At 44.4% G+C, this 24,033-nt stretch carries 15 protein-coding genes; 5 read left to right on the top strand and 10 right to left on the bottom strand.

Translation table 11 applies throughout. The features are described from left to right. The first annotated feature begins 155 nt into the window (after positions 1-155). The 3 genes from ACXAGV_RS11710 to ACXAGV_RS11700 all read left to right on the top strand — a co-directional run bounded on the left by ACXAGV_RS11710 (position 156) and on the right by ACXAGV_RS11700 (position 5,858). Complete coding sequence (locus tag ACXAGV_RS11710) at positions 156-4,223, top strand: ExeM/NucH family extracellular endonuclease (RefSeq protein WP_474873410.1); 4,068 nt, start codon at positions 156-158, stop codon at positions 4,221-4,223. Positions 4,224-4,234: 11 nt separating this feature from the next. Continuing rightward, positions 4,235-4,855, top strand: coding sequence for a PEP-CTERM sorting domain-containing protein (locus ACXAGV_RS11705; protein WP_474873409.1), 621 nt, complete (start codon positions 4,235-4,237; stop codon positions 4,853-4,855). A gap of 115 nt (positions 4,856-4,970) precedes the next feature. Further along, positions 4,971-5,858, top strand: coding sequence for a WYL domain-containing protein (locus ACXAGV_RS11700; RefSeq protein WP_474873408.1), 888 nt, complete (start codon positions 4,971-4,973; stop codon positions 5,856-5,858). Positions 5,859-5,922: 64 nt separating this feature from the next. On the opposite strand, the gene ACXAGV_RS11695 is transcribed toward ACXAGV_RS11700, so the two are convergent. From ACXAGV_RS11695 to ACXAGV_RS11680, 4 genes are all read right to left on the bottom strand, one after another. After that, entirely contained in the window at positions 5,923-8,046 is a 2,124-nt protein-coding gene (locus tag ACXAGV_RS11695) for a response regulator (protein WP_474873407.1), read from the bottom strand. An 89-nt stretch (positions 8,047-8,135) separates the two neighbouring features. Then, a complete protein-coding gene (locus ACXAGV_RS11690) occupies positions 8,136-9,338 on the bottom strand; it encodes a pectinesterase family protein (RefSeq protein ID WP_474873406.1) in 1,203 nt (400 codons plus the stop codon). Between the two features lie 13 nt (positions 9,339-9,351). After that, the gene (locus tag ACXAGV_RS11685; protein WP_474873569.1) at positions 9,352-10,818 is read right to left on the bottom strand and encodes a glycoside hydrolase family 28 protein; all 1,467 of its coding nucleotides are present in this window, start codon (positions 10,816-10,818) and stop codon (positions 9,352-9,354) included. Between the two features lie 33 nt (positions 10,819-10,851). After that, positions 10,852-12,057 (bottom strand): glycoside hydrolase family 88/105 protein, encoded by a 1,206-nt coding sequence (locus ACXAGV_RS11680; RefSeq protein ID WP_474832905.1) that lies wholly within the window; start codon positions 12,055-12,057, stop codon positions 10,852-10,854. A 681-nt stretch (positions 12,058-12,738) separates the two neighbouring features. On the opposite strand from ACXAGV_RS11680, the gene ACXAGV_RS11675 reads away from it, so the two are divergent. Then, positions 12,739-15,438 (top strand): TonB-dependent receptor, encoded by a 2,700-nt coding sequence (locus tag ACXAGV_RS11675; protein WP_474873405.1) that lies wholly within the window; start codon positions 12,739-12,741, stop codon positions 15,436-15,438. 202 nt (positions 15,439-15,640) lie between these two features. Continuing rightward, complete coding sequence (locus ACXAGV_RS11670; protein WP_474873404.1) at positions 15,641-16,576, top strand: rhamnogalacturonan acetylesterase; 936 nt, start codon at positions 15,641-15,643, stop codon at positions 16,574-16,576. Between the two features lie 142 nt (positions 16,577-16,718). Here ACXAGV_RS11670 and ACXAGV_RS11665 read toward each other — a convergent pair whose 3' ends face one another. The 6 genes from ACXAGV_RS11665 to ACXAGV_RS11640 form a co-directional block, all read right to left on the bottom strand. Further along, the gene (locus ACXAGV_RS11665; RefSeq protein WP_474873403.1) at positions 16,719-17,690 is read right to left on the bottom strand and encodes a sugar kinase; all 972 of its coding nucleotides are present in this window, start codon (positions 17,688-17,690) and stop codon (positions 16,719-16,721) included. Then, positions 17,687-18,325, bottom strand: coding sequence for a bifunctional 4-hydroxy-2-oxoglutarate aldolase/2-dehydro-3-deoxy-phosphogluconate aldolase (eda, locus tag ACXAGV_RS11660; RefSeq protein ID WP_014976837.1), 639 nt, complete (start codon positions 18,323-18,325; stop codon positions 17,687-17,689). The genes ACXAGV_RS11665 and eda overlap by 4 nt, the downstream gene beginning before the upstream one ends. Then, positions 18,325-19,866, bottom strand: coding sequence for a mannitol dehydrogenase family protein (locus ACXAGV_RS11655; RefSeq protein WP_474873402.1), 1,542 nt, complete (start codon positions 19,864-19,866; stop codon positions 18,325-18,327). Before ACXAGV_RS11655 ends, eda begins: the two co-directional genes overlap by 1 nt. 2 nt (positions 19,867-19,868) lie before the next feature. Next, a complete protein-coding gene (gene uxaC, locus ACXAGV_RS11650) occupies positions 19,869-21,284 on the bottom strand; it encodes a glucuronate isomerase (RefSeq protein WP_474873401.1) in 1,416 nt (471 codons plus the stop codon). 11 nt (positions 21,285-21,295) lie between these two features. After that, a complete protein-coding gene (locus ACXAGV_RS11645; RefSeq protein WP_474873400.1) occupies positions 21,296-22,786 on the bottom strand; it encodes a UxaA family hydrolase in 1,491 nt (496 codons plus the stop codon). 209 nt (positions 22,787-22,995) lie between these two features. Then, entirely contained in the window at positions 22,996-24,012 is a 1,017-nt protein-coding gene (locus ACXAGV_RS11640) for a LacI family DNA-binding transcriptional regulator (RefSeq protein ID WP_474873399.1), read from the bottom strand. Between the last annotated feature and the right edge of the window lie 21 nt (positions 24,013-24,033).

The following is a 24,033-nucleotide window of genomic DNA, read 5'->3' as shown; positions in this document are numbered from 1 at the left end:
GTCGAGTTAATGAATAAGTAAACTTATTTTAAAGCTTTAACTTGTTGATATATATAACATGTGACGTTTATATTATTATTTTTATTAAGTGCTTGCTGCGCATACGTATGTATAAGAATTTATACCTTCCTTATACAAATAAAGCGGAAAGCAAAATGGTTAATGAGGGTAACACACAAAAGTATAAGCTGAGTAAATCAGCGAAAGTTGTCAACGCGTTGTTGGCAGGGGCATTGTCACTGGGCGTAGTATCACTTAATGCATCGGCCGACACGGTTTGGCAGGAAGATTTTGAATCCAGTGAATTGCAAGGAAAGGGCGCAACTGGTTCTAATCCCGGTGGGGCCGTTCTAAGCCTTGAAGGCGTTGAACGTTGGTCAATTGATGTTTCCGCAGGCGCATTAACTGCAACCTCAGATTGGTTTCGCGTTGAAAACGGCGCTATGCAAGCCCGCGATGTGGATGGCGAAGTGGTATGGTTGAGTGAATCGATTGATATTACTGATGCGGGTGATGTCACCATCAATGCAGTACTTTCGGAAAGTGGCGATTTTGAATCGACTGATTACATTGATGTATTTTACTCACTAGATGGCGGCGCTTTTGAGCTTATAACAATTACCGAAGGCGCATCAAATACTGTACAAGATGACTTCGGTAATGCCACGGTAAATGAAACAATTGGTAGCGGAAGCACGTTAGTATTGAAAGTCGCCATGGCTAATAATGCAGGCACAGAATACTTAAATTTAGATAGTATTTCGGTGACGGGTAGCGGTGCCTCTGATGGCACAGACAATGGCGGTGATAACCCTGATAACGGGGGCGAGCCTTCCAACGAACTCCTTTTCTTAAGCGGTACTTGCTTTAACTGCCCAGATTTAGAAGCAATCAATTTAGCGAGTGATTTTGTAGCATCGGACTACTATGCCGCTTTAGATGCCGCTATTGCTAGCGGTGATAGTGCACAATCACTGAAAGAAACAGCACACAACATCATTGAAAACGGTCATCGCACGCTATCATATTCTGAGGTGTGGACTGCGCTTACCTACACCGATGAAGACCCTGCAGATACTGACAATGTTATCCTGTTTTACAAAGGGATATCACAAGGTAAGTTTACCAACGGAAGCGGTAGCCAAAGCTCTAACCAAGAAAACTGGAACCGCGAACATGTTTGGGCAAAAAGCCACGGTTTTTCAAGCAGAAGTTTAACGGCATACACAGATATTCTTCATCTGCGCCCTACAGACATTTCAGTAAATAGCTCTCGCGGTAATCTAGATTTTGACTTCAGCGATAGCGCACTTGCCGAAGCGCCTGAAAACCGCGTTGATAGCGATTCTTTCGAACCGCGCGATGCAGTGAAGGGTGACGTTGCTCGCTCTATGCTTTATATGGATGTGCGTTACGACGGTAACACCGCAGGTGATACCGAAGAAGATTTAGTATTGCTAAACCGTCTAACATCTACCGACGAAGCAGCATTTGGAAAGCTTTGTGTACTGCTTCAGTGGCACGAGAGCGATCCAGTGGATGAATTTGAGCGTCGCCGTAACGAGCGTGTGTTTGAATTCCAGGGGAACCGTAACCCGTTTATTGATAAGCCTGAACTTGCTTCACTTATCTTTAATGAAAGCTGTGATGGCACGGGTGGTGACACAGGTGGTGACACAGGTGGTGATTCTGGCGGCGATACCGGTGGAGACACAGGTGGTGATAACGGTGGTGGCACAGGTGGTGATACCGGTGGTGACGCAGGTGGTGATACTGGGCCGTCAACCAATAGTGTTTACATTTCAGAGTATATTGAGGGTGGTAGCTTTAATAAAGCGATAGAGCTTTTCAATAGCTCGACTCAACCTGTGAGCTTGTCTGGTTACGAGTTAGTTTTACTTTCAAACGGTGATACTGCCGACGCCGACCGTAAAGTACTGGCACTTGAAGGCGAAATTCCTGCAGGTGGCGTAGCAACATTCGCTCACGCGCAAGCCGATGCTTTACTTACAACTGGTTCTACACTCAGCAGTTTCGTAATGAACTTCAACGGCGATGATTACGTTGAGTTGGTATATAACGGTCAAGTTGTTGATGCATTAGGTACTTATGGCGTTAAGACTAATTGGGGCAAAGACGTCACGTTAGTGCGTAAGAGCTCTGTAACAGGCGGAAACCCTAACCGAAACCCTGCTTTTACTCTTGATGAGTGGGATAGCTTCTCAAAAGATACGCTAAGTAATTTTGGTTCTCACAACGGTTCAGTAAGTGAGCCAACAGACCCAACCGACCCAACGGATCCTACAGACCCAACAGATCCGACAGATCCAATTGCTGAAGTGGCACTTATCAGCGCGATTCAAGGCGACGGTGAAGAATCAGCGCTTGTCGGCACGGATGTTATTGTTGAAGCAGTAGTCACCAAAGTTGTACCTGCCATGAGCGGTTTCTTTGTTCAGGAAGAAGCAAGTGATTCAGACGATAACCCGGCAACTTCTGAAGGTGTGTTCGTTTACGCAGGCTCATTTAACCTGCCAGAAGCAGGGGATGCAGTGCGTTTGCAAGGTACAGTAGGCGAGCGCTTTGGTGTAACCCAATTAAGCTTGTCTGCAGAACTCGAGATTACGGGTGTAGGTAGTAATGTGCTTTACACACCTATTGCTATGCCATTTAGCCTCGATACTTCTTTGGAAGCACTAGAGGGCATGCACATCAGTTTTGAGCAAACCCTTAAAGTTTCTGATATGTACAATCTTGGACGTTATGGTCAGTTTAACGTGTCGTCAGAACGCTTATTCATTCCTACTAATCAGTTTGTAGCGGGTTCAGAAGAGGCGTTGGCGCTAGCTGAAATTAATGCACGAAACACCTTATTGGTTGATGACGGAGCTACATCACAGAATTTGGATGGCATTCCTTTCCCTGTAGGTGGTTTATCACACAACAATCCACTGCGTTTAGGTGACAGTGTAGAAGCCCTAGAAGGTGTATTACATTACGCCTTTGGTGCTTACAATCTTATCCCTGTCGGTGATATCCAAACTGTGCGCACTAACCCACGAATTGCTGCACCACAGCTAAATGCTATCGGCGATGTAAAAGTGGCTAGTTTTAACGTGCTTAATTACTTCAATGGTCCGGTGTTCCCCACCACTCGCGGTGCTGATTCAGAAGTTGAATTTGCTCGTCAGCAAGCAAAAACAGTATCTGCCATCGTGGCTATGGACGCCGATGTGCTTGGCCTTGTCGAAATTGAAAATGATGGTTACGGCAGTGATTCTGCGATTGCGACATTAGTAGACAGCGTGAACGCGGAACTAGGTAGCGATGAGTACAGCTATGTTGCATTAGAGTCTTTGCTGGGCGGCGATGAAATTGCTGTAGGTATAATCTATAAGCCTGCCGTAGTTTCGCTTCAGGGTAACCCTGTGACGACGTCTGAACCACCATTTGACGAGGGTAACCGTCAACCTTTACTGCAAAGCTTTAATGTAAACAGTAATGGTGAAGACTTTACCTTAGCAATAAATCACTTTAAGTCAAAAAGTTGTGGTGGTGCGACAGGCAACGACGCAGACTCAGGTGACGGTCAAGGTTGTTGGAATGAAAAGCGTACCCAAGCTGCACAAGGTCTGATTTCCCTTGTTGAGCAAAAGAGCGACGTCTTGTCTGACCGCGTTATCGTAATGGGTGATTTGAATGCCTATGCGAAAGAAGACCCTATCCTTGCTCTTGAAGAGGCTGGCTACAGTAACTTGGTTAACTTCTTTGATGGAGACGGCGCTTATTCCTATAGCTTTGGCGGAGAAGTAGGTTACTTAGATCACGCTTTATCAAGCCCATCATTAACGGAATATGTGGTCGACGCAACGGTATGGCACATTAACGCCGATGAACCCCGCGTATTCGATTATAACGTAAATTATAAGACTGAAACCCAGCTTTCTAGTTACTACGGCGCTGATGCGTATCGCTCGTCAGATCACGACCCAGTACTTGTCGTATTGGATTTCCCTGAAGCGAGTGAGCCAGAGCCAGTTATTGGTGATTTTGATGGCGATAGTGACATAGATAACAACGATATTCTGGCGTTCTACACCTTACTTCTACAACGTCAAGCGACGGTTGAAGAGCACGACTTTAACAATGATGACAGATTAAATATCTACGATTTATACGCGTTAATGTCTATGTGTACACGCACTGCATGTGCAATTCAGTAATTGGAAAGAAAATGAAAAAAATTATTTTAATGGTATTGGCATTTGCAACTTTTAGTGCAAATGCCGCAATAATTGAAATCTCTACGGATAAATCGATTTATCAGGTAGGAGAAACTATCACGGCGACGGTAAGCTTTTCTAATGAAGATGCTTTTTCAGGAGATGTACTGCTTGTTCAATTATTCGACGTTTACAACACCATTGTGGAGTTTGATGAGTCGTTATTGAGCTTTATTGGCGCTTCTACATCAAATCCTTTTGGTACGGTTAACGTCTCTGGCGACGTGATTTTCGAGCTCTTCTTACCAGAAGCTAAACCAGGTGGTGTACTAGAGATAGGTTCTTCAATCTTCGATCATGAAGGTGGAATCGACTTTCTTTATCAGTCGACAACTCCTGTCATAGGCCTTTATAGTTTAAAGTTTATTGCTCAGGCCGCGGGAATTTCGGAGTTGAGCGGTTTAGAAGGTAGCTTTAATTTCGGTGGAGTTTCTTTAGGTGGCCAAAATCAACAAATTGACATCAACAGCACAAGCTTTGAAATCGCTCAAGTACCTGCACCTGGTACCTTTGCGCTATCGCTTCTGGCTATAGGTGGTATGTTTTTCGCTCGTAAGCGTGCGAAATCATAAACCTTAAACGCTAAACGTTTAAGCCCAGCCAAGTGCTGGGCTTTTTTATTTCTTTTGCTATTTACATGCGGCTTTAAATGAACCACACTGAATAAAAATACAATAAGCGCGCACCATGTTAGAAACCATTTCTTTTTCTCAACGCCAACGACTGGCGTATATCGACTTCTGCCTTTTGTTTAAAGGGGCCATTCATCGCCAAGATTTAATCAATCGGTTTGAAGTGGGTTTATCGGCCGGCTCTCGTGACTTTACTCTTTATAAAGAGCTTGCGCCCGATAACTTAATCTACGATCCAAGGGAAAAGCGTTATTTTCAAACAGAAACCTTCGTTCCGGTTTTCGAGCACGATGCAAAACGTACCTTGGTAAAGCTTGCTAACGATATATCGGACGGTTTCGATGCTATTGGCGATGTACATTTCCCGGTAGAAAGTGCATCTTCCCTGAACGTGCCTGATATTTTTGTGGTAGCGAAAGTAGTACAAGCCATAGTCAACAAAAAGGCGATGAGCGTTATTTACACGTCGCTGTCTAGTGGCAGTGGCGCACGTGAACTCGTGCCGCATAGTATTGTTGACAACGGCCAGCGCTGGCATGTGCGCGCCTTCGATAGAAAATCACAAAGCTTTCGCGATTTTGTGCTTACAAGAATTAGTAAGGTTACAGTTAAAACTGAGCCTGAAACCCACGAATGCATTGAACACGATGAAGAGTGGGGAAGACTTATCTCACTTGAAATAGTGCCTCACCCGAAGAATATCAAATATTCTACGGCAATAGAGCTTGATTACGCTATGGAAGAAGGAGTACTCAAATTAGAGGTACGCGCGGCTATGGCAGGGTATTTACTCCGCCGCTGGAATGTTGACTGCACAAAACATGCGAGTTTGCGCACTGGCGAATACCAGCTTTGGCTTAGAAATCAGCAGAGTTTGGCAGACACTGATAACCTTGCCATTGCCCCAGGCTATGTAGGCGAGAAAGAGCCTTATACAGCTTAGAGACCGTTTACATGCGTTAATATTGATGTTCGGCAAACCTAGCCCACAAGTACAAGCGTCTTTATTAACTGATGTATCTTTTAATCGTGGTAATTAGAGTGTCTTTGTCTAAGGGCTTGGAGAGGAAATCGTCCATGCCCGCAGCTAAGCACTCTTCTTTATCTTCCGCAAATGCATTTGCAGTTAGTGCGATTATAGGAGTGTTAGTTTCCAGTGTTTTTCTTAAAATTATTGAAGCTTCGATACCGCCCATAACTGGCATATTGCAGTCCATAAGTATCAGGTCGAACTTGTGTCGTTTGCTTACTTCAACGGCATCGCGACCATTTTTAACATGCAAAAATTTATAGCCTTCTGTTTGCAATATAGCTTTAACAATCTCGGCATTAATTTCGTTGTCTTCGGCCAATAGTATCCGTTTCTTTTTGTTGATTTCTTGAATCTCTTGGCGACTAACAGGTTTTGCTTCAATTAACTTACTTAAATCGTTTTCCAGTTCACGTCTGTTGATTGGCTTAGCATGAGTCTTCCAAATACTTTCAAGTATTTCGTGTTCGTCTTCCAGTCTTTCTAGTTCAGCCGAAATTAATATTACTTTAGGAAATTTAGGCGGTTTTAAACTTTTAAGCTGATGAAGTAAATCTACGCCGCTCATTTCTGGCATAGAGAGGTCAAGAATTATGACATCAAAACTAAACGGTTTGTCATCTAAAAATGCATTTGCACTTTCATAGCTGCAGGGCTCAATCGACATAGACGCAACGATGTGCTCAAAGTATTCGCGACTGGTTTGAAGGTCGTCAATGATTGCACAACGCAAGTTAACACTCGGCACAATATTGATATCTGGGAGCTGTGCTTCTCTTGTCAGCATTGTGAAGGTAAATGTACTGCCTTGACCTGAGAATGAGGCCACATTTATATCGCCACCCATTAAGTTAGCTAGCTGTTTTGCGATGCTAAGCCCTAGCCCTGTGCCACCAAATTCTCGTGTTGTAGATTGGTCAGCTTGTTCAAATTTTTTAAAAATGTTTTCTAGCTTAGAATAGGGTATGCCAATGCCTGTATCGATAACATCAAAGATAAGGCGATTGCCATTTTCATTTTTAGCGTGTGTCACTTTTAGCGTTACCGAGCCTTCAGCCGTAAACTTAATCGCGTTGCTCAGCAGGTTGTGTAAGATTTGCGCTATTCGCGTTATATCTCCTTCGATAACATGGGGAAGATCAGCGTCTTTTAAATAGTGAAATTCGAGCCCTTTGCGTTGGCAATAAACCCGTTGTAACGACACCACATCGTCTAGTACTTGTAGTAAATCAACAGGGGCTTGCTCTATTTTTATTTTGCCCGCTTCAATCTTTGATATGTCGAGAATGTCATTAATCAAAACTAACAGCTGCCGGCCGGCTGTTTTTGCCTTTTTTAAGTACAAGTTACTTTTTTCGGGGTTATCTATTGCCAGCTCAATCATGCCAAATAAACCATTCATAGGCGTACGTAACTCATGGCTCATGCTTGAGAGGAATTCTGATTTTGCTTTACTGGCTTTCTCGGCTTTTTCTGCGGCATTTTGTGCTAATTCTTTCGAGTGCTCTAGCGCGTTAATAGAGCGTTTAACCTGACGCTCCATAGGAAAGAAAATAAGCGCGGCTTCTATACTCAGTAGAGCAAGTGCTGCAAGCCACAGGTACATTTCAATACTAAGAACTGTATCTACACGTGATATTGCGTCTTGTTCTAATTGGCTTACAACATTGTCTAGCTGCTGTAGAAGCGAGGTAAGCTCTTCAACCGGCATAAGGGGAGACGTTTCGCAACGTGCATTTGTTAACAAGGTCTCAGCTCTATCGACAAAGTTTTTGACTTTTGAATCAAGCTGTCCTTGTTGAAAATAAGTGTTAAACGTTTGAGTAGGCAGGTGTTCCAACGAAACAAGATACTTATGATTTTGTTTGAATTTAGTAAGATCTTGCTTTAAATAGCCTAATTCTTGGCTGTTTCCACACAATGTCGATGAAGCTGCCAGCATCGCTATGCGTTGCGACAGCATACGCTGCTGGCCTGCAATATTAATAATTTCTCCATCCTGCTTTTGTTCTTTAATTAACCCTGAAAGAATTAAAAAAGACAAGGTAATTAGCGATGCTGTTAGCGCTAAAGCAACGATATATCGAAAACGTATGGACATAAGGTAAAGAAATGCACAGTGGTAACTAAAAGATAATAGATGCCAAGTGGTTACGCAATGTGCTGAGCAAATTACTTTTTTAAGTGACCCTATTCATCATCGCTTGGAAAATGGTTTGGCTCCCAGCCACGCAATACCGCTTCTTTAGTGTAAAACTCTGCTTCTTTATCGTTTAGAAAATGGGAGTCAATTGCAGGTGATGCGGCTTCTTTAGGTGCACCATCTCCAAAAGATTGGTATTCGGAAAACCGTGCTTCTGTGTGGGGACTAAATGGTCTCTTTATACCTGATAGCGTAGTTCCACCCATAGTAGTCCATCGCTTTTGGATGATATGACCTGCCATATAGGTGTTTATAAACGTGGTTTTACCTACAGCGTAAGGGTTTGCATATCGGCCATCTGAAAAGGTGGTTGTTGGATGCCACGGTCTACCCAGTGCCACGCTTTCATCTGGAACGCCGTTTTCTCTTTCAAGCCTACAGTTGTTGAAAGTAAGTCCATATGGGCGCTGTAAATGGGTGCTTGGGGCGGTTATGTAGCCCGTTAGTCCTTCGCTGTCACCACCTGAATGACGTGCTCGGGAGATAATAGAAACGCTTTCAAAAAATGCGCTGCCCTCACCAAAAATGAAGTCAATATGTCCCGCTATTGTTCCGCCTTCAATCAAAGCGCGGTCACCTTTTAAATAGAGGGTGTCTTGATAACCCCAAAGTGCGACATTTTTAAGGTAAGTGCGATCTGAGTTCACGTCGGTTTTAAGCGCTACTGCCTGCGTACCTGATAATCGAGTAGGGTCATCTTTTGCTTTGAGCTCGTTACCGGGATAATCAAAATCATTGGTGATAGTGATATTTTCGACAGTGATATTATCACCTAAAATCTCCACCGTGGCTGTGCGACGAGTTCCCCATTTTTCATCAGAGTTTTCTGCAACTTTTTGACCTGCATATCGATTGAAAACGATAGTCGTTGTTTCTTGCGATTGGCCTATCAAGTGAATATTGTCAGCGTTTATGACGACACGCTCTCGATAAATGCCTTCGTTAATAAAGACGGTCCATACTTTATCTTTTTGTGGCTCGTGAGACTCGATATAAGTAACAGCTTGGGACACAGAGCTAAAACGAGGTAAAGCGCCGTTAGTTACGTCACTGTTATCGTTACTGTCATGTGATTTAGCTACCACTACATCCGTCGTTGCTGGCATTGCCGCGCTTAATCCACTGAAAAATATACCCGCCAGCAACACAAAGGCTAAACTAAGACTGACACGTGCTTTATTAAATTCCATAGTATTTATTCTTCTACCGCCCATGCTTGTTAAATGGTTGGCTATTAATAAACACATTGTTTATTGAAAGGTGCGCTACATTTTCGATAACGGCATCTTTAATTGCACGCTTTATCGTTACGTTATTTATCGTCAACCCAGAAATAGGTGTATGATCGTATCCACGAAGTACAAAGGCTCGGTTAGCAGAAGCAACGTTTAAGTTCTCTATAGTGATATCTTCCAGTAGAGGAGGGAAGTTACCGGCATCACCCTCTTCGTAGAAGAAATTCACGACAACAGCGTCTTTCACCGTCCCAATATCGATATTGCGATAGTTTAGATTTTTTAGGTGACCACCCCGAATACTGTTGGTTTTAATTCTAATGCCGCGGTCTAAATCAGGGCTACTCATGGTGCAATACTGAGCATAGAGATTCTCTACACCACCGGATATTTCACTGCCGATTACAACACCGCCATGGCCAGCCTTCATCTCGCAATGTTCTATGACGATATTACTGCAGGGAACATTGACCCTTCTACCGTCTGCATTGCGTCCAGATTTAATGGCAATGCAATCGTCCCCTGTATCAAATGTACAGTTAGAGATAAGAACGTTCGTGCAGCTTTCAGGGTCGCACCCGTCCGAATTTGGGCCGAAACTTTTACAGTACACGTCGTTAACGGTGACGTTCTTGCAAAGCACAGGGTTAACCAGCCAAAATGGAGAGCGCAGAATGGTTACACCCTCAATAAGTACATTTTCACAGCCGTAAGGTTGTATAAACGGAGGGCGCAGGTAATTATTTTCAAAAACGCGGTCACTAACGGGTGTCCCTTTTTCTACCATTTCTTGCAGCGTGTCTCTGGTATATTTTTGGTTCTCAACCGGATCGTCACCCCATGTTGAAGCCTTCCACTTACCTTTCCATGGCCACCAGTTGTCTTTCGCCGCGCTACCGTCAAGCGTACCTTTGCCGGTGATTGCGATATTACTTTGCTCAAAAGCATAAATAAGAGGGGAGTAACCCATTAACTCCATACCTTCCCAGCGAGTAAAAACATATGGTTTGTAATCATCAGGATTGGTAGAAAATCGAATGGTTGCGCCTGCCTCAATATGCAAGTTTATATTCGACTGTAAGTGAATTGGGCCGCTGCATAGCCAGTCGCCTTTTGGCACAACCACTTTGCCACCACCTTGGCGTGCGACTTGGTCGATAGCTGCATGTAACGCTTGCTTAAAATCACTGCCATTTTCATTTAAAAAGTCGGTTACATTAGCTTCGCGCTTTGCAAAGGTGGGGCGCTTTATCATCCCTTTAATAAGGTTTGCTTCAGCGTCCCACTGGCGTTGAGTCCTTCCCGTTTCGGTCACACTTGCACATCCAGATAGGAATGCTGGAACACCTAAAGCCACCCCAGAAGCTGCAACAGTGGTGGCGAGGCCAGACTTTAAAAAGTGACGTCTGGCATTCGGTGAGTTAGGTCGGACCATCATATACCCCTTATATTTACGATTTAGCGCTTTTTACTTATTCAAATAATGTGCAGCCAGAATGAATGGACCTACACCTTTCGCGTCGTTTGCTCTGATTGGCTCACTCATGTAGTAGTCGAATGAACCATCTCTATATGGATTTCCACCAAGACCAGCAACAGCGCAAACTTGTTCAAGGCTGATAACGTTAGTTTCTGGATTAACCGAAATCATTTGATCAAGAAGTCCAGCAAACCCTTTTTCTGCGTAAGTTTTGTATTTTTCAGGAAGAAATTTAAGGCTTGAACCTTTAGCCATAGCGTAGGTCAGCATTGCCGTACCTGATGCTTCAAGGTAGTTTCCTTCTCGACTGCCCAAGTCAGTAACCTGATACCAAGTGCCCGAATTATGTTGATAGGTAAGCGTAGCGTCGATAAACGCTTTAAAGCGCGCTTTTAGCCACGGTGTTTTTGGGTGTTCGGCAGGAACAACTTCTAGCACATCCACCATTGCCATAGCATACCAACCTAGCGAACGTGACCAGTGATGTTGAGAAAGACCTGTTTCTTTATCAGCCCACTTTTGCTTTTTAGATGCGTCCCAGCCATGCAAGGGGAGGCCTGTTTTTTCGTCGTAAAGGTGCTCTTCAATGAGTTCAAATTGCAAAAATACGTCGTCTAGCTCTTTCATATCGCCGTACTTAACAATGTACTCGGCATAAAAAGGTGCTCCCATGTACAGGCCATCAAGCCACATTTGGTCTGGATAACGTTTCTTATGCCAAAAGCCGCCTTGTTTGGTACGTGGGTGAGTAGTAAGCTGCGTTCTAAGTAGGTCAGCGGCTTTTTTGTACTTAGGGTTGCCAGTTTCTTCATAAAGAAAAAATAACACCTTACCCGGGTTAACCATATCAATATTGAACTTGTTGATATCATAGGTTTTGATACTTCCGTCATCTTGAACCAACATGTCGTAGTAACCTTTTACATAAGACAGGAGACGGGGATCTTTAGTATCTTGATAGACTTCCGTTATGGCAAGGAGATTGAGACCGTGAACGTAATCCCACTGGGGCTTCTCGTCCCAGTCGATTTGCCAAGCTTCTGGGAAACGCACCATCTCAGACTCTATCATTCTCATAGACCATGATTGTGTGTTGTCGAGAGGCATTTGTACCCAATCATTTGCATTAGCAGCGGAAGAAACAAACGCCGTGCAAGCTACAACGGAAGCTGCGCGTAGAATACCTTTTAGCATAACAAACCCTTATTTTTATAACATTGTAAATACACTCTGTGCTACCGGTAGCATAATGGTTTTTATTTGCTCATATGTCAACGGGATTGTTTATATTTTTTAACTTTTATTTTACGCGTTTAAAAAGTGACTATTATAACTTAAGTTTTTGTATTTAAATGACTTAGTTAGAATATTCATCCTGCTTGGGTTAGTTTAAATAGTCTTCCCTTCTTTCATCATTGCATATCAAATTTCTACTTATTGTAAATTTTTTTAACAAAATTGTTGCCACCGGTAGCATAACTGTTTAGGATGTAAATCAAATGTAAAGCTTGAGTGTTGTTTTCGAGGTTTACATTATTGCCGAAGAGAAGTTTTGCGTTAATTAGAAAACGTAGCTGTACCCTGCAACTCTTCTCATTCAAGGTTTTGGTGGTTTACGAGACCATTATAGAGAATGAATTAGCATTGACGCGTTTTCGCTTCCTTAACAGCCAAGACATGCTATCGGATAAATGTAAAGCATTGACGGTATTAATCACCAAAATGTTATCCGGTGGCATAAAGGGGAGTGAAATGGTTAAATACGATAAATGTTGAATTTGTGTAAATTTGAATAGTTCACACACGTTTCAAAAGCATCTTCACCTTTTGTCAGTATGCGCGTCTCTTATAAATATAAAAACCGGAGAAACAACAATGTTACCAAAGAAAAAGCAACTCGCTGTTCTTGTTACGTTAGCGTTGTCAGGCGCACATATTCATGCGCAAGAAGCCACAGACGAACAAACTAGTGAAACCGAAGCACAAAATATGGAAGTCATTGAGGTATCTGGCTTTCGTGGATCGCTCAATAAGTCATTAATGGAAAAGCGAACGTCAGTTAACAGCAAAGAATCTATTGTTGCCCAAGACATTGGTAAATTTCCGGATTTAAATATTGCAGAGTCTATTCAGCGTGTTCCTGGTGTAGCCATCTCTCGTGAGGGGGGAGAAGGGCGTCAAATTACCTTACGCGGTTTAAGCCCTTCATTTACCCGCACAACACTTAATGGCATGGAAGTGCCAGCGAGTACAGATGGTACAGACTCAGGAGGCGGTGTTAACGGCGGACGTGGCTTTGATTTTAACATTTTCGCATCTGAGTTGTTCAACCGCGTAGATATTCAAAAATCTCCCACTGCCTCTATGGAAGAAGGCGGTATTGCAGGTACCGTGGATTTATATTCGGCAAAACCGTTCGATTATGACGGCTTTAAATTCGTTTCATCTCTTCAAGGTGGCTATAACAGCATTACTGAAGAGACCGATCCTCGCGCAGCTTTCATGATCAGCAATCGTTTCGCTGACGATAAGGTGGGCGTACTTTTCTCGGCCGCTTTCTCAGAGCGCACAGTAAGGCAAGAAGGTTTTGGTACCGTTCGTTGGACAACACCGGTTCGCGATGGTGGCGGTATTTTTGCAGACACGTCTGATACTGTGGTGAACGGCACGCCAGACGTGGGTAATTGCGAGTATCAAGGCGAATCTGTTGATCCCGTTAACTGCTTGTGGACACCACGCCTTCCACGCCCTGATTACTTTGGCAATGACCAAGAGCGTACTGGTTTTACGGGGTCTATTCAGTGGGCTGCAACAGACAATTTCACACTAACGTTAGACGGTTTAGTGTCTAAGCTTGATAACACCCGTACCATGTATAACTTCTTCCACATGTTTAGAAGTACATTTGACGAGATTACCCCTACTTCAATTACAGTGCATCCAAACGGCAAACAGGTGCTGGCTGGAAGTTACGACGGTATCAAGTCGCGTATAGAGAGTCGTTTGCAGGAATCAACCACTGACTTTAGCCAATTTGTTATCTCTGGCGAGTGGTTTATTGGTGAAAATCTAAAACTTGATATGATGGCAGGTACCGCAGAGTCTGACGCTCGTTCAGAGCAATATCGTTACAATATGACGCTGCTGGAAGAAACTAGCTACGGCTTTGACTTTAGCAATAACATTAACGCGCCGCAGCTTACTTATGGTTATGACGTTAACGATGCAAGTAACTATAATCTAAGCGATGGCCGATTACGTGCTACTGATGTATTGCGCGAAAACGATACGGTTAAGTTTGATGCCACTTATCTTGGCGACGAAGTGACTATCAAGGCGGGTTTCGCCTACAACGACCGCGTAGTAACCTACAGCGAAGAGCAAATTAATGGCTTCCCAGATCAAGATTCGGCGGTCGGCTTTGCTGAAATGATGCCGGTAGACGATTTCGGAAGTGGCTTTGATGGACCACTTGATCCGTTCCTTGTGGCCGACTTTGACGCCATTAACAGCCAACTGCTAGACGTTGTTTGGACACCACGCTCTGCACAAAGCTGGCAAGTAGGCGAAGAAACCTCTGCTGCTTACATCGAGATGGATACTAGCTACGAGATTGGCGATATGCTGCTTCGCGCTAACTACGGTGTACGCTATGTGAAAACAACCACCACCTCTGAAGGCTTTATTCAAGGCGAAACGGTACAAATTGAAAATGACTACAATAACTTTTTACCAGCGGTTAACTTAGCACTTGAGGCCACTGACGACGTTGTTGTACGCCTTGGCTTAACCCAGTCTATGACACGCCCAAGCCTGAACTCGTTAAACCCTGGCAACCCTAGTTTTGATTATATTAACGGCTCGGTGAGCGTAGGGAACCCATTCCTTGACCCATTCACTTCAGACAACGTTGATTTTGGTGTTGAATGGTACTTCGATGACGAAGCGCTACTAGCAGCAACCGTGTTCTACAAAGACATTGATAACTGGATTGTTCGCGCATCAGAAGAGCGTTTAGTCGACAGTGCTTACTACGACTTTATCGACAACGATGCACAGTTTGACCCTGTAATTGCGCTAGACCCACGCACTATTCCATACGAGCATAGCAGTCCAATTAACGCTGAAGACAGAAGTGTAAGCGGTTATGAGCTAATTTATCAGCAGCCGTTAAGCTTTCTACCAGGACTGTTCGAAAACATGGGTATCGTGTCGAACTACACTCACGTTAACGCGGACGACATCGAAGGTATGAGTGAAACATCGTACAACTTTACGGTGTATTACGAAACAGACCAATACGGTGCGCGTGTGTCAGTTAACAAACGCGACGATTACCTGACAGACTTTACTGGCAGTAATGGTAACGTTGCGCACGGTACGACAGGACCTACGCAGGTAGATTTCTCGTCATTTTATAACGTAAACGACGAACTCACGTTAACCTTTGAAGTCATTAACCTTACCGATGAGTACGAGCGCTTGTTTACCACGGGTGATGGCTCTTTGAACTTGGTACGTGAGTACAACCACACGGGCCGTCAGTTCTTCTTGGGCGCTCGTTATACGATGTAAAAAACAGGCTGACCAATTATGTTGGCCGGCCTGAGATAATAATTAAATGTTGTGTTCCGTGAAGACGGGTGTGTTTGGCCATCGTAATGATGGCCTTTTTTATGTGTAAAAAGTGTAGGCCGGGCGGAGTTCACCACGCCTCTACCTCACTTTTTGAGCAATTTGCATCGCAACAATAGAAATATTGAAAAGGAGAAAAGGTGTGAAAAGTTCAAGTAAACCCACCACAGGGAAAATATTCAACGCGCTGCGCTATAGTCTTGCAAGCGTTTTTGTTGTATCGAGTACTTTTGCAGTAGCAGACCAGCAAGGCACGAGTACACTTCACATTAGTTACGCGGCGCAATCTAGCGCTTATGCACTTACCAATTCGGGTTCCCAAAGTGCTTCAATCCAAAGCGCTACTAATAAAGGCAGTGAAGAGGCTGTAAAAGCTCCACCCTACAAAAAGCCAGTTACCCTACATCTGGTAGGCGATTCAACCATGTCAGACAAGCCTATGTTGTCATATCCAGAACGTGGGTGGGGGCAATTACTTCCTGAATTCATGCTACCCAATCTTAATATTAAAAACCACGCGGCTAACGGCAGAAGCACAAAGCGATTTGTAGATGAGGGACGCTGGCAGCTTCTGTTATCCGATCTGTCTGAAGGTGATTTTGTGGCTATTCAGTTTGGTCATAACGATCAAAAACAGTCGGATCCTGCTCGCTATGCCGACCCGGAAAATGCTTATCCAGCTTACTTGAATCAGTTTGTTCAGGATGTTGAAGCAACAGGGGCATCAGTGATTATCGCAAGTAGTATTTGCAGGCGTCATTTCACTGAGGAAGGTGTGTTAAAACGGACGTTGCTGGCGTATGCCGATGCAGCGAAGAAAGTGGCAGCACAAAATAACGTGCCATTTATTCCTATGAACGCTTTAACTTGCGATTTTCTTGCTCAGGTAGGCGAGCCTAATAGCAACCATTACTTCATTAAGGTGCCCGCCGACCTTTATGCGCGCTACCCTGAAGGCAAAACGGACGACACTCACTTGAACGTTGTGGGCGCGGCGAAAATGGCGCAAATATTCGTGCGAGAGCTAAAAGCGACAGCGCACCCACTGGCAAAATACGTATATCGAGACACGTTGTAAGCTCACATAAAAATGAAGTGGCGCGTTATTGCGGGCGTGCCGCGTTCTTTAGTGCGGGATCGCCTTTATCTTAATTAGCGTGCTTGCTTATGGTTACAATGGCAGGAAATAGAAGAGAAAAAAGAGGAATGTCACATACCGACTATAGCGACGGTATGTGATTAGTGAAGGCATCGTCTGATATAATGGCACCGGGGTAGGTAATCACAGTCGCTGCCACTTTTGCACCATAGCTCGCGCTCTCAACAGGCTTTCTACCTGCAAGTCGAGCGGCCATATAACCGCCATTAAATGCATCGCCAGCAGCCGTTGTATCAACCACCTGTTCAACACGCTCAACAGGCACAATACATTGTTCTTGTTGACGGAGTATATGAACGCCAACCGCCCCGTTTTTCATAACGATTTCTTCAATCTGTTTGTCGGCTAAATAGCTAAATATTTCATCAGCATTAGTGTGGCCAAACAGCATTAAATGGTCGTCTGCACCTGGGAACGCCAAGTCTGCTTCAGCATATGCCTTACCCGTCCAGTATTTGGCATCTTCTCGAGATGACCAAAGACGAGCTCGATAATTAGGATCAAAGGCAATCTTACTTCCTTTGGCCTTGAGTGACGAAATTAGTTCGAAAAGTGTAGCGCGCTGTTCGTCATCTAAAATGGCAATAGAGATACCGCTCAAATAAAACCAATCACAAGCAAATTCAGCGCCCTTCATAATGTTGAGCGTCTGTGTTGCTGCAGACTGGTTACGCCAATATGCAAAGGTTCTTTCACCTTCGTTGTCGTTGCGGATCATATACAGGCCAAGGTTACGCGACGACGAGCGAAACACTAAATCAGTGTTAATTTCGTGCTCCCCCATTTTAAACAGCAGCTCATCGCTTAAAAAGTCTGCGCCTATAGCCGTTAAGTAACTAATGGAAGAGGAAGGCAAGCAGCGTTTTAAATAAACCGCAGTGTTGTACGTGTCGCCAGCAAAGCTTTTCGCCATCAGATTATTATCTGTGTTTTCATCGCGCGTACTAACTGATGATTCACGCTGAGTGCTTCGAAGCTCTACCATGCACTCGCCAAAAATAACCATTCTTTGGTTGGTATCAACTATACTCATGCCGCAGCCTCATCAAACAATGTTAGGCTTTGTTGACATGCCAAAGTTATAGCTTGCCAATTTTTTGCTTCAATGGCTGCCTTCGGCATCATCCATGTACCGCCTACTGCTCTTACATTGCCAAGCGAGAGATACTCATTCGCGTTATCGCCATTAATGCCGCCGGTAGGGCAGAAGCAGACATCGCTAAATACGCTTGAAATAGCTTTAAGAAAAGGTGTTCCGCCGCTAAGACTCGCAGGAAAGAACTTCATCTCGCGAATGCCTTTTTGGTGCGCCAAAAGAATATCGGCAGGCGTAGCGACGCCTGGCAAAAAGGGTGCATTAGACGCAATCAGTGTATCGAGCAATGTCTCTGAGCTTGTGGGCGTTATCAAAAACTGCGCGCCTGCATCCAACGCTTCAAATACGTGGTTGCGATTTAACAATGTACCCATACCCACAACGAGTTCAGGAAACTGTTTTCTAATCGCTGACAGGGCTTCAAATGCTGCGTCGCTGCGTTTCACTACTTCTATGTTGCACAGGCCGCTATTTGCAATTGCTTCTGCTAGGTGAAGCCCCTCGTCAACAGATTTAGGCTGAATAATAGGCAGTAATGGGGCGCCTTTAAGCATGGAAAAGGTACTTTTCATCACGCGGTTCCTTTTAGTGAATCTAGCGAACTTTCTGTTAACGTAGTGGGAGCAGAACCTTGCTGGCCTTCGTTGCTGTTTTCGTGCGATAAAATGTTAAGCAGCTGATTAACTTTTTCGAGCACTTTTTCTTTGAACGTAGTGTTTACCGACAGTTCGGCGAACATGGTTTCAAGAGATAGCAATTTTTTTGCAAGTTCTATTGCCTGAAAGTCTACCGATTTTGCTGTAGCCCTTAACATACTATCTAGCGGGTCGGTAATGGTTTCGTTTAAACGTGCCTTGTTGTTTACAAATAGGCACCAGGCCGCAACTGCACTGCAGAGCAAATCAATATTTCGTTTTGCTTTTAGGTTATCGCGTACTGTGTCGAGAATTCGAAATGGGATTTTCTGTGACCCATCCCAAGCAATTTGCGACAACAGGTGGCGAATATGCTTATTCTCATAGCGCTTAACAATGTCTTGTGCGTAAGCGTTCAGATCGAAGTCTTGTGTTCCGCTATCGGCATTCTCGTTATCACTGGATAGAGACGGCACAATTTCTTCTTTCAACATGGTTTGAATCAGTTGCTTTATGGCTGGGGTACGCATTGCGTCGAATACGGTTTCCTTGCCAAGCAATAACCCTATGTAGGCCAGTGTTGAATGTGTGCCGTTTAGAATGCGAAGCTTAGCTTTTTCAAAGAAGCTCACATCATGAGTAAAAGTAACGCCAACTTTATCCCAAGCAGGTCGTGGGCCAGAAAAATTATCTTCAACCACCCATTGAGTAAATGCCTCTCGCTGAATAGGCCAGTTATCAGTTAAACCCAGCTCAGCGGCAACGTTGGCTTTAAAGCTGTCTTCAGTTGCTGGCGTAATACTGTCAACCATAGTGCAGGGGAAGGCGATGTTCTCGCTTATCCACTGGCCGAGTAATTCATCCGTTTTATTGGCGAACTCGGTCACCGCTTTTTGCAGCTTTTTACCGTTGTCTGACACGTTGTCACAGCTGATAATGGTAATATCTGCATAGCCTGCCTGCTTACGTTGTGATAGTGCTTGCACAATTAGGCCAACTGCACTTACCGGTGTTTCTGGCGTGACTAAATCAGCTTTTATATCCGGATGATCAGTATCTAGATGACCTTGTGCATTAAGGCAATAGCCCTTCTCTGTCACGGTAAGCGTCACAATTTTAGTTTGCTTGTCTACCAGCGCAGCAACAATGTCTTCACGATCATGTGCTAATGTTGAAAGGGTTTTAATTGCGCCGATAATGTGGGTTTCAGGCTCGTTATCAACAATACACAACGCATAGAGATTGTCTTGTGTACTCAACGCTTCTTTAAGTGATGCGCTGCGCATTGACACACCGTGAATGCGCCAGTCACCGCCATAAGCCAGCGCCTTTTCGGTATAATACGCTTGGTGCGCACGGTGAAAGGCGCCTGGACCAATATGCACAATGCCACAACCGGTTGCTTCCAGGTCGTATTTTGGTTTACTTACGCTGTCACTTAAAAGAGGTAGCGTTGAAATTGATAACGGCTTTGTCATGATTACCCCAGTTTGTACGCTTGTTTAGCAAAATCATAAGTGAGTTTTCTGGCAATGCTGGCCGCTTCTGTTTCACTGATGCGGTGCTCCACAACTAGCTGTGCAAGGAAGCGACAATCAATGCGTCTTGCAACATCATGACGTGCAGGAATAGACAAGAACGCGCGCGTATCGTCGTTAAAACCAACAGTATTGAAGAAACCTGCGGTTTCTGTCACTTGATGTCTAAAGCGCAACATGCCTTCAGGGCTATCGTGGAACCACCAAGAAGGGCCAAGTTTCAGGCAAGGGTAGTGGCCTGCAAGTGGTGCTAATTCACGGCTGTACGTGGTTTCATCTAATGTAAATAGAATTATGTCCAGGTTAGGCTCGTTACCGTATTTACCGAGTAACGGGCGAAGCGCTTTAACAAAATCTGTTTGCATTGGAATGTCGTGGCCTTTATCGCGACCAAACTGTGCAAAGAGCTGACTGTTGTGGTTTCTAAACGAACCAGGGTGAATTTGCATCACCATGCCGTCTTCTACACTCATTCCCGCTAATTCGGTAAGCATTTGCGCTCTAAATAGCTCTTGCTCTTCGGCGTTACTGTTTCCACTTCTTACTTTATCGAATAAAGCAATACACTCAGCTTCACTTAAATCAGCTGTGTTCGCTGTTGGGTGTCCGTGATCTGTTGCTGTCGCACCGTGCTCTCTAAAGACGGCACGTCGTGCACGAATTGCGTTCAGGTAGCCCTGCCAGGTTGCCGTATCTTCACCGGTTAATTCACCTAGTTTCTCAATATTTGAAGCAATATCTTCGCGTGAAGCATCGACTACATCATCAGGTCTAAAGGTGGTAATAACCCGCTTTGCCCACGGTGTATCTTTAATCGCCGAGTGATGGGGAAGGGCATCAAGCGCACCTTCGGTGGTAGCAATCACTTCAATATTGAAGCGATCCATCAGTGCACGGGGTTTAAAGTCATCCCCTTGAAGCTGCGCAGTGATGTGGTCGTAATAATGCGTTGCGTTGTCGCTACACAACATCTCTCGCAAACCAAATACATCGTGAAATACAGTGTCTAACCACAAACGCGATGGTGTGGCAGCAAATAGATGATAGTTATCTGCCAGAAGTTTCCAGATTTTACGTGGATCCTTTTCCGTTTCGCCGCCGTCCCAACGTGGCACACCAATATCGGTTAATTTAATACCTTGGCTATACAGCATTCTGAACACATAGTGATCAGGGGTGATAAACAACTCGGTTGCATTGGTGAAATTATTGTTTTGTGCAAACCAACGTGGGTCAGTATGGCCATGCGGACTTATGATAGGGAGATCTCGAATTTCCTTATACAGCGCCTTTGCAACACTTCGGGTTGCTTCATCGGCAGGAAAAAGTCTATCTTCATGTAATAATATCGATTCCATAACGCTCTCTTTTAGAGGGTGACGCCACGTTTCCAAATAGCAATCTCATGGCTGCCATTCTTTTCGTTGCAGGTTTGTTGACCAGATGCCACTGCCAAGCAATGTTGGAGTAGCGCTTCGGCACACTTATCGATAGAGACGCCTTCTAGAACTTGTCCAGCGTTAAAATCTATCCAATGTGGCTTCTTATTAGCGATATCTGAATTTGACGATATCTTGACTGTGGGTACAGGAAAGCCAAGGGGCGTGCCTCGGCCTGTGGTGAATAAAACGATATGTGCCCCCGATGCTGCCAACGCCGTTGAACTAACGGCATCGTTACCAGGTGCTTGTAATAAACTTAAGCCTTTATCTTGCTTGGGCTCGCCATACTGCAAGATGGACTGAATAGTAGACGTTCCACCTTTTTGAACCGCGCCGAGTGACTTTTCTTCTAGCGTGGTTAATCCGCCAGCTTTATTGCCTGGAGACGGGTTTTCGTAAATAGGTTGGTTGTGGGCGATAAAGTAGTTCTTAAACTCATCAATCAGCGAGTTAAACGCCTCGAATACGTCTTTGTTTTTAGCGCGATTCATTAAAAGCTGTTCGGCGCCAAACATTTCTGGCGTTTCGGTTAAAATAACCGAGCCACCTAGATTACACATTAAATCGGTAACACGCCCTACTGTTGGGTTGGCAGTAATACCGCTAAAAGCGTCGCTACCCCCGCATTTCATGCCCAACGTTAATTCGCTAGCGTCGATGGGCTCACGTTTGTCATTAGCCATTACTTTTAACAAGTCATAAACCGCATTGACACCTTCTTCTAACTCATCTACCACTTCTTGTGCGTTGTAGAAGCGAACCCGATTTGCCGGTTTATCAACGTGAGGCAGTAAACTCTTAAGCTGATTGTTTTCGCAACCCAAGCCTACAATTAACACCGCACCTGCGTTCGGGTGAGATGCGAGAGAGGCTAAGATAGTGCGCGTGTCATCTAAATCATCGCCCAGTTGAGAACAGCCAAAAGGATGGGTAAATGCGCGGAACCCGTCGCACTCGCTAGCGAAACGACGATTACATTCGTTGGCAATACGGTCTGCTGTTCGATTTACGCAGCCTACGGTATTGATGATCCATACTTCATTGCGAATACCCACTTTTCCATTTTCTCTTCTGTAGCCCATGAACTGTAACCCAGAAGTAAGATGGTTTTGTTTTGAAGCGGTATTTGACGGCGCGTAAACGTATTGTTCAGTGCCTTTTAACTTAGTCTTTGCGTTATGGCTGTGAACATGTTCACCAGCATTAATTCGGCTTGTTGCTGCACCAATGCTGAAACCATATTTTACGATGTCACCACCGTCTGACAGGGTAACTAAGGCAACTTTATGGCCAGCAGGAATGTCTTGGCGAACTGTAAAGTCAAATTCAGCGATGTAAGTGCCAGCCACGATAGGGCAGGTTGCAACCGCAACGTTATCGTTATTATGCACTTTAACTAGTTGTGTTTTAACGTCCATTACAAGTCCTGCTTTATCTTTACGGCTTATTTAACCGCTAAGCGTTGTTAAATAAGCACTTAGTCTTTAAAAAGAGCGATAGATTGGAAAGCGTTGCTTTTTACGCTCTGTTTACAAATTGTTTATTTTTAACATTCTTATTTATTGTTATGCCACCGGTGGCATATTAGGTCGAAAAAGAAGTGTTAGCAACACTTCATTGCAAAAAATCACACTTTTTTGATTGAATCGCGAATAATCAGATGAGGTTTGACCAGATACGTTTCGGTTTCACTAACTTCACTGCCTTCGATGTGCGCGATGATTTTACGCGCTGCGATAGCTGCCATATCCCCAACGGGACGTTGAACAGTAGTAAGGGCAGGGATTACACGGGCAGCAAGTAGATTGTCATCGAACCCCGCGACGGATAGTTCGTCAGGTACGGTTATTCCCATTTCATGAGCCACTTTCAATACGCCTGCTGCCATTTCATCGTTGTTCGCAAAAATAGCTTTAACTCGTGGTGACTGAATAAGCAATTGACGCGCGCATTCTATACCGCTTTCGAAGCTGTTTTTACCCTCAATTACCCTGTTTTTAGGTACATCGACACCCAGGCCGTTAAGCGTTTCAACAAAGCCTTCCAAACGCTCTTTTGAGGAATAATACTGTTGCGGACCGCTGATGATACCAATGTCTTTATGACCTAGTGAAACCATATAGCGCGCTAGATCGCTCAGCGCAGCTCTGTCGTCACTCACTACGATATTTTGATGGTCATCTAAATCTACTGACGCCATTCGCACATAGTTAATGCTCTTTTGCTGCAGTGCGTCTGCTAAAAGTTTAGACTCGGATACGGGTGGCAGTATGATGACGCCATCTATGTTCGAACGACGTACAAAATTGACGCAGTTTTCTACGAAGCCTTCTGCATTATAGCGGCAAGGGTGGACGACTAATTCGTAACCCTTTTGAGAACATATGCTTAACACGCCTCTTTGCACTTGGTCGATATACAAGGCATCTGGGTTGTCATAAATCAAGCCTATCAAGTAAGAGCGGCTAGTACTTAAACCACGCGCTTGCTTGTCAGGGGCAAACCCCGTTTCTTGAATGACAGCTTCAATGCGCTCACGTGTTGCTTTACCAACATTGGTCGCGCCGTTAATGACGCGTGACACGGTACGCTTTGATACCCCTGCCAAGGCTGCTACATCATTGATAGTCGGGCGCTTGTTCATAATTCTCTGTTTTTCCGCGCT

This window comes from Alteromonas sp. ABH4_453 (assembly GCF_056160665.1).
The sequence above is the reverse complement of the archived record's forward strand: the minus strand, read 5'-3'. Positions and strand labels throughout refer to the sequence as shown.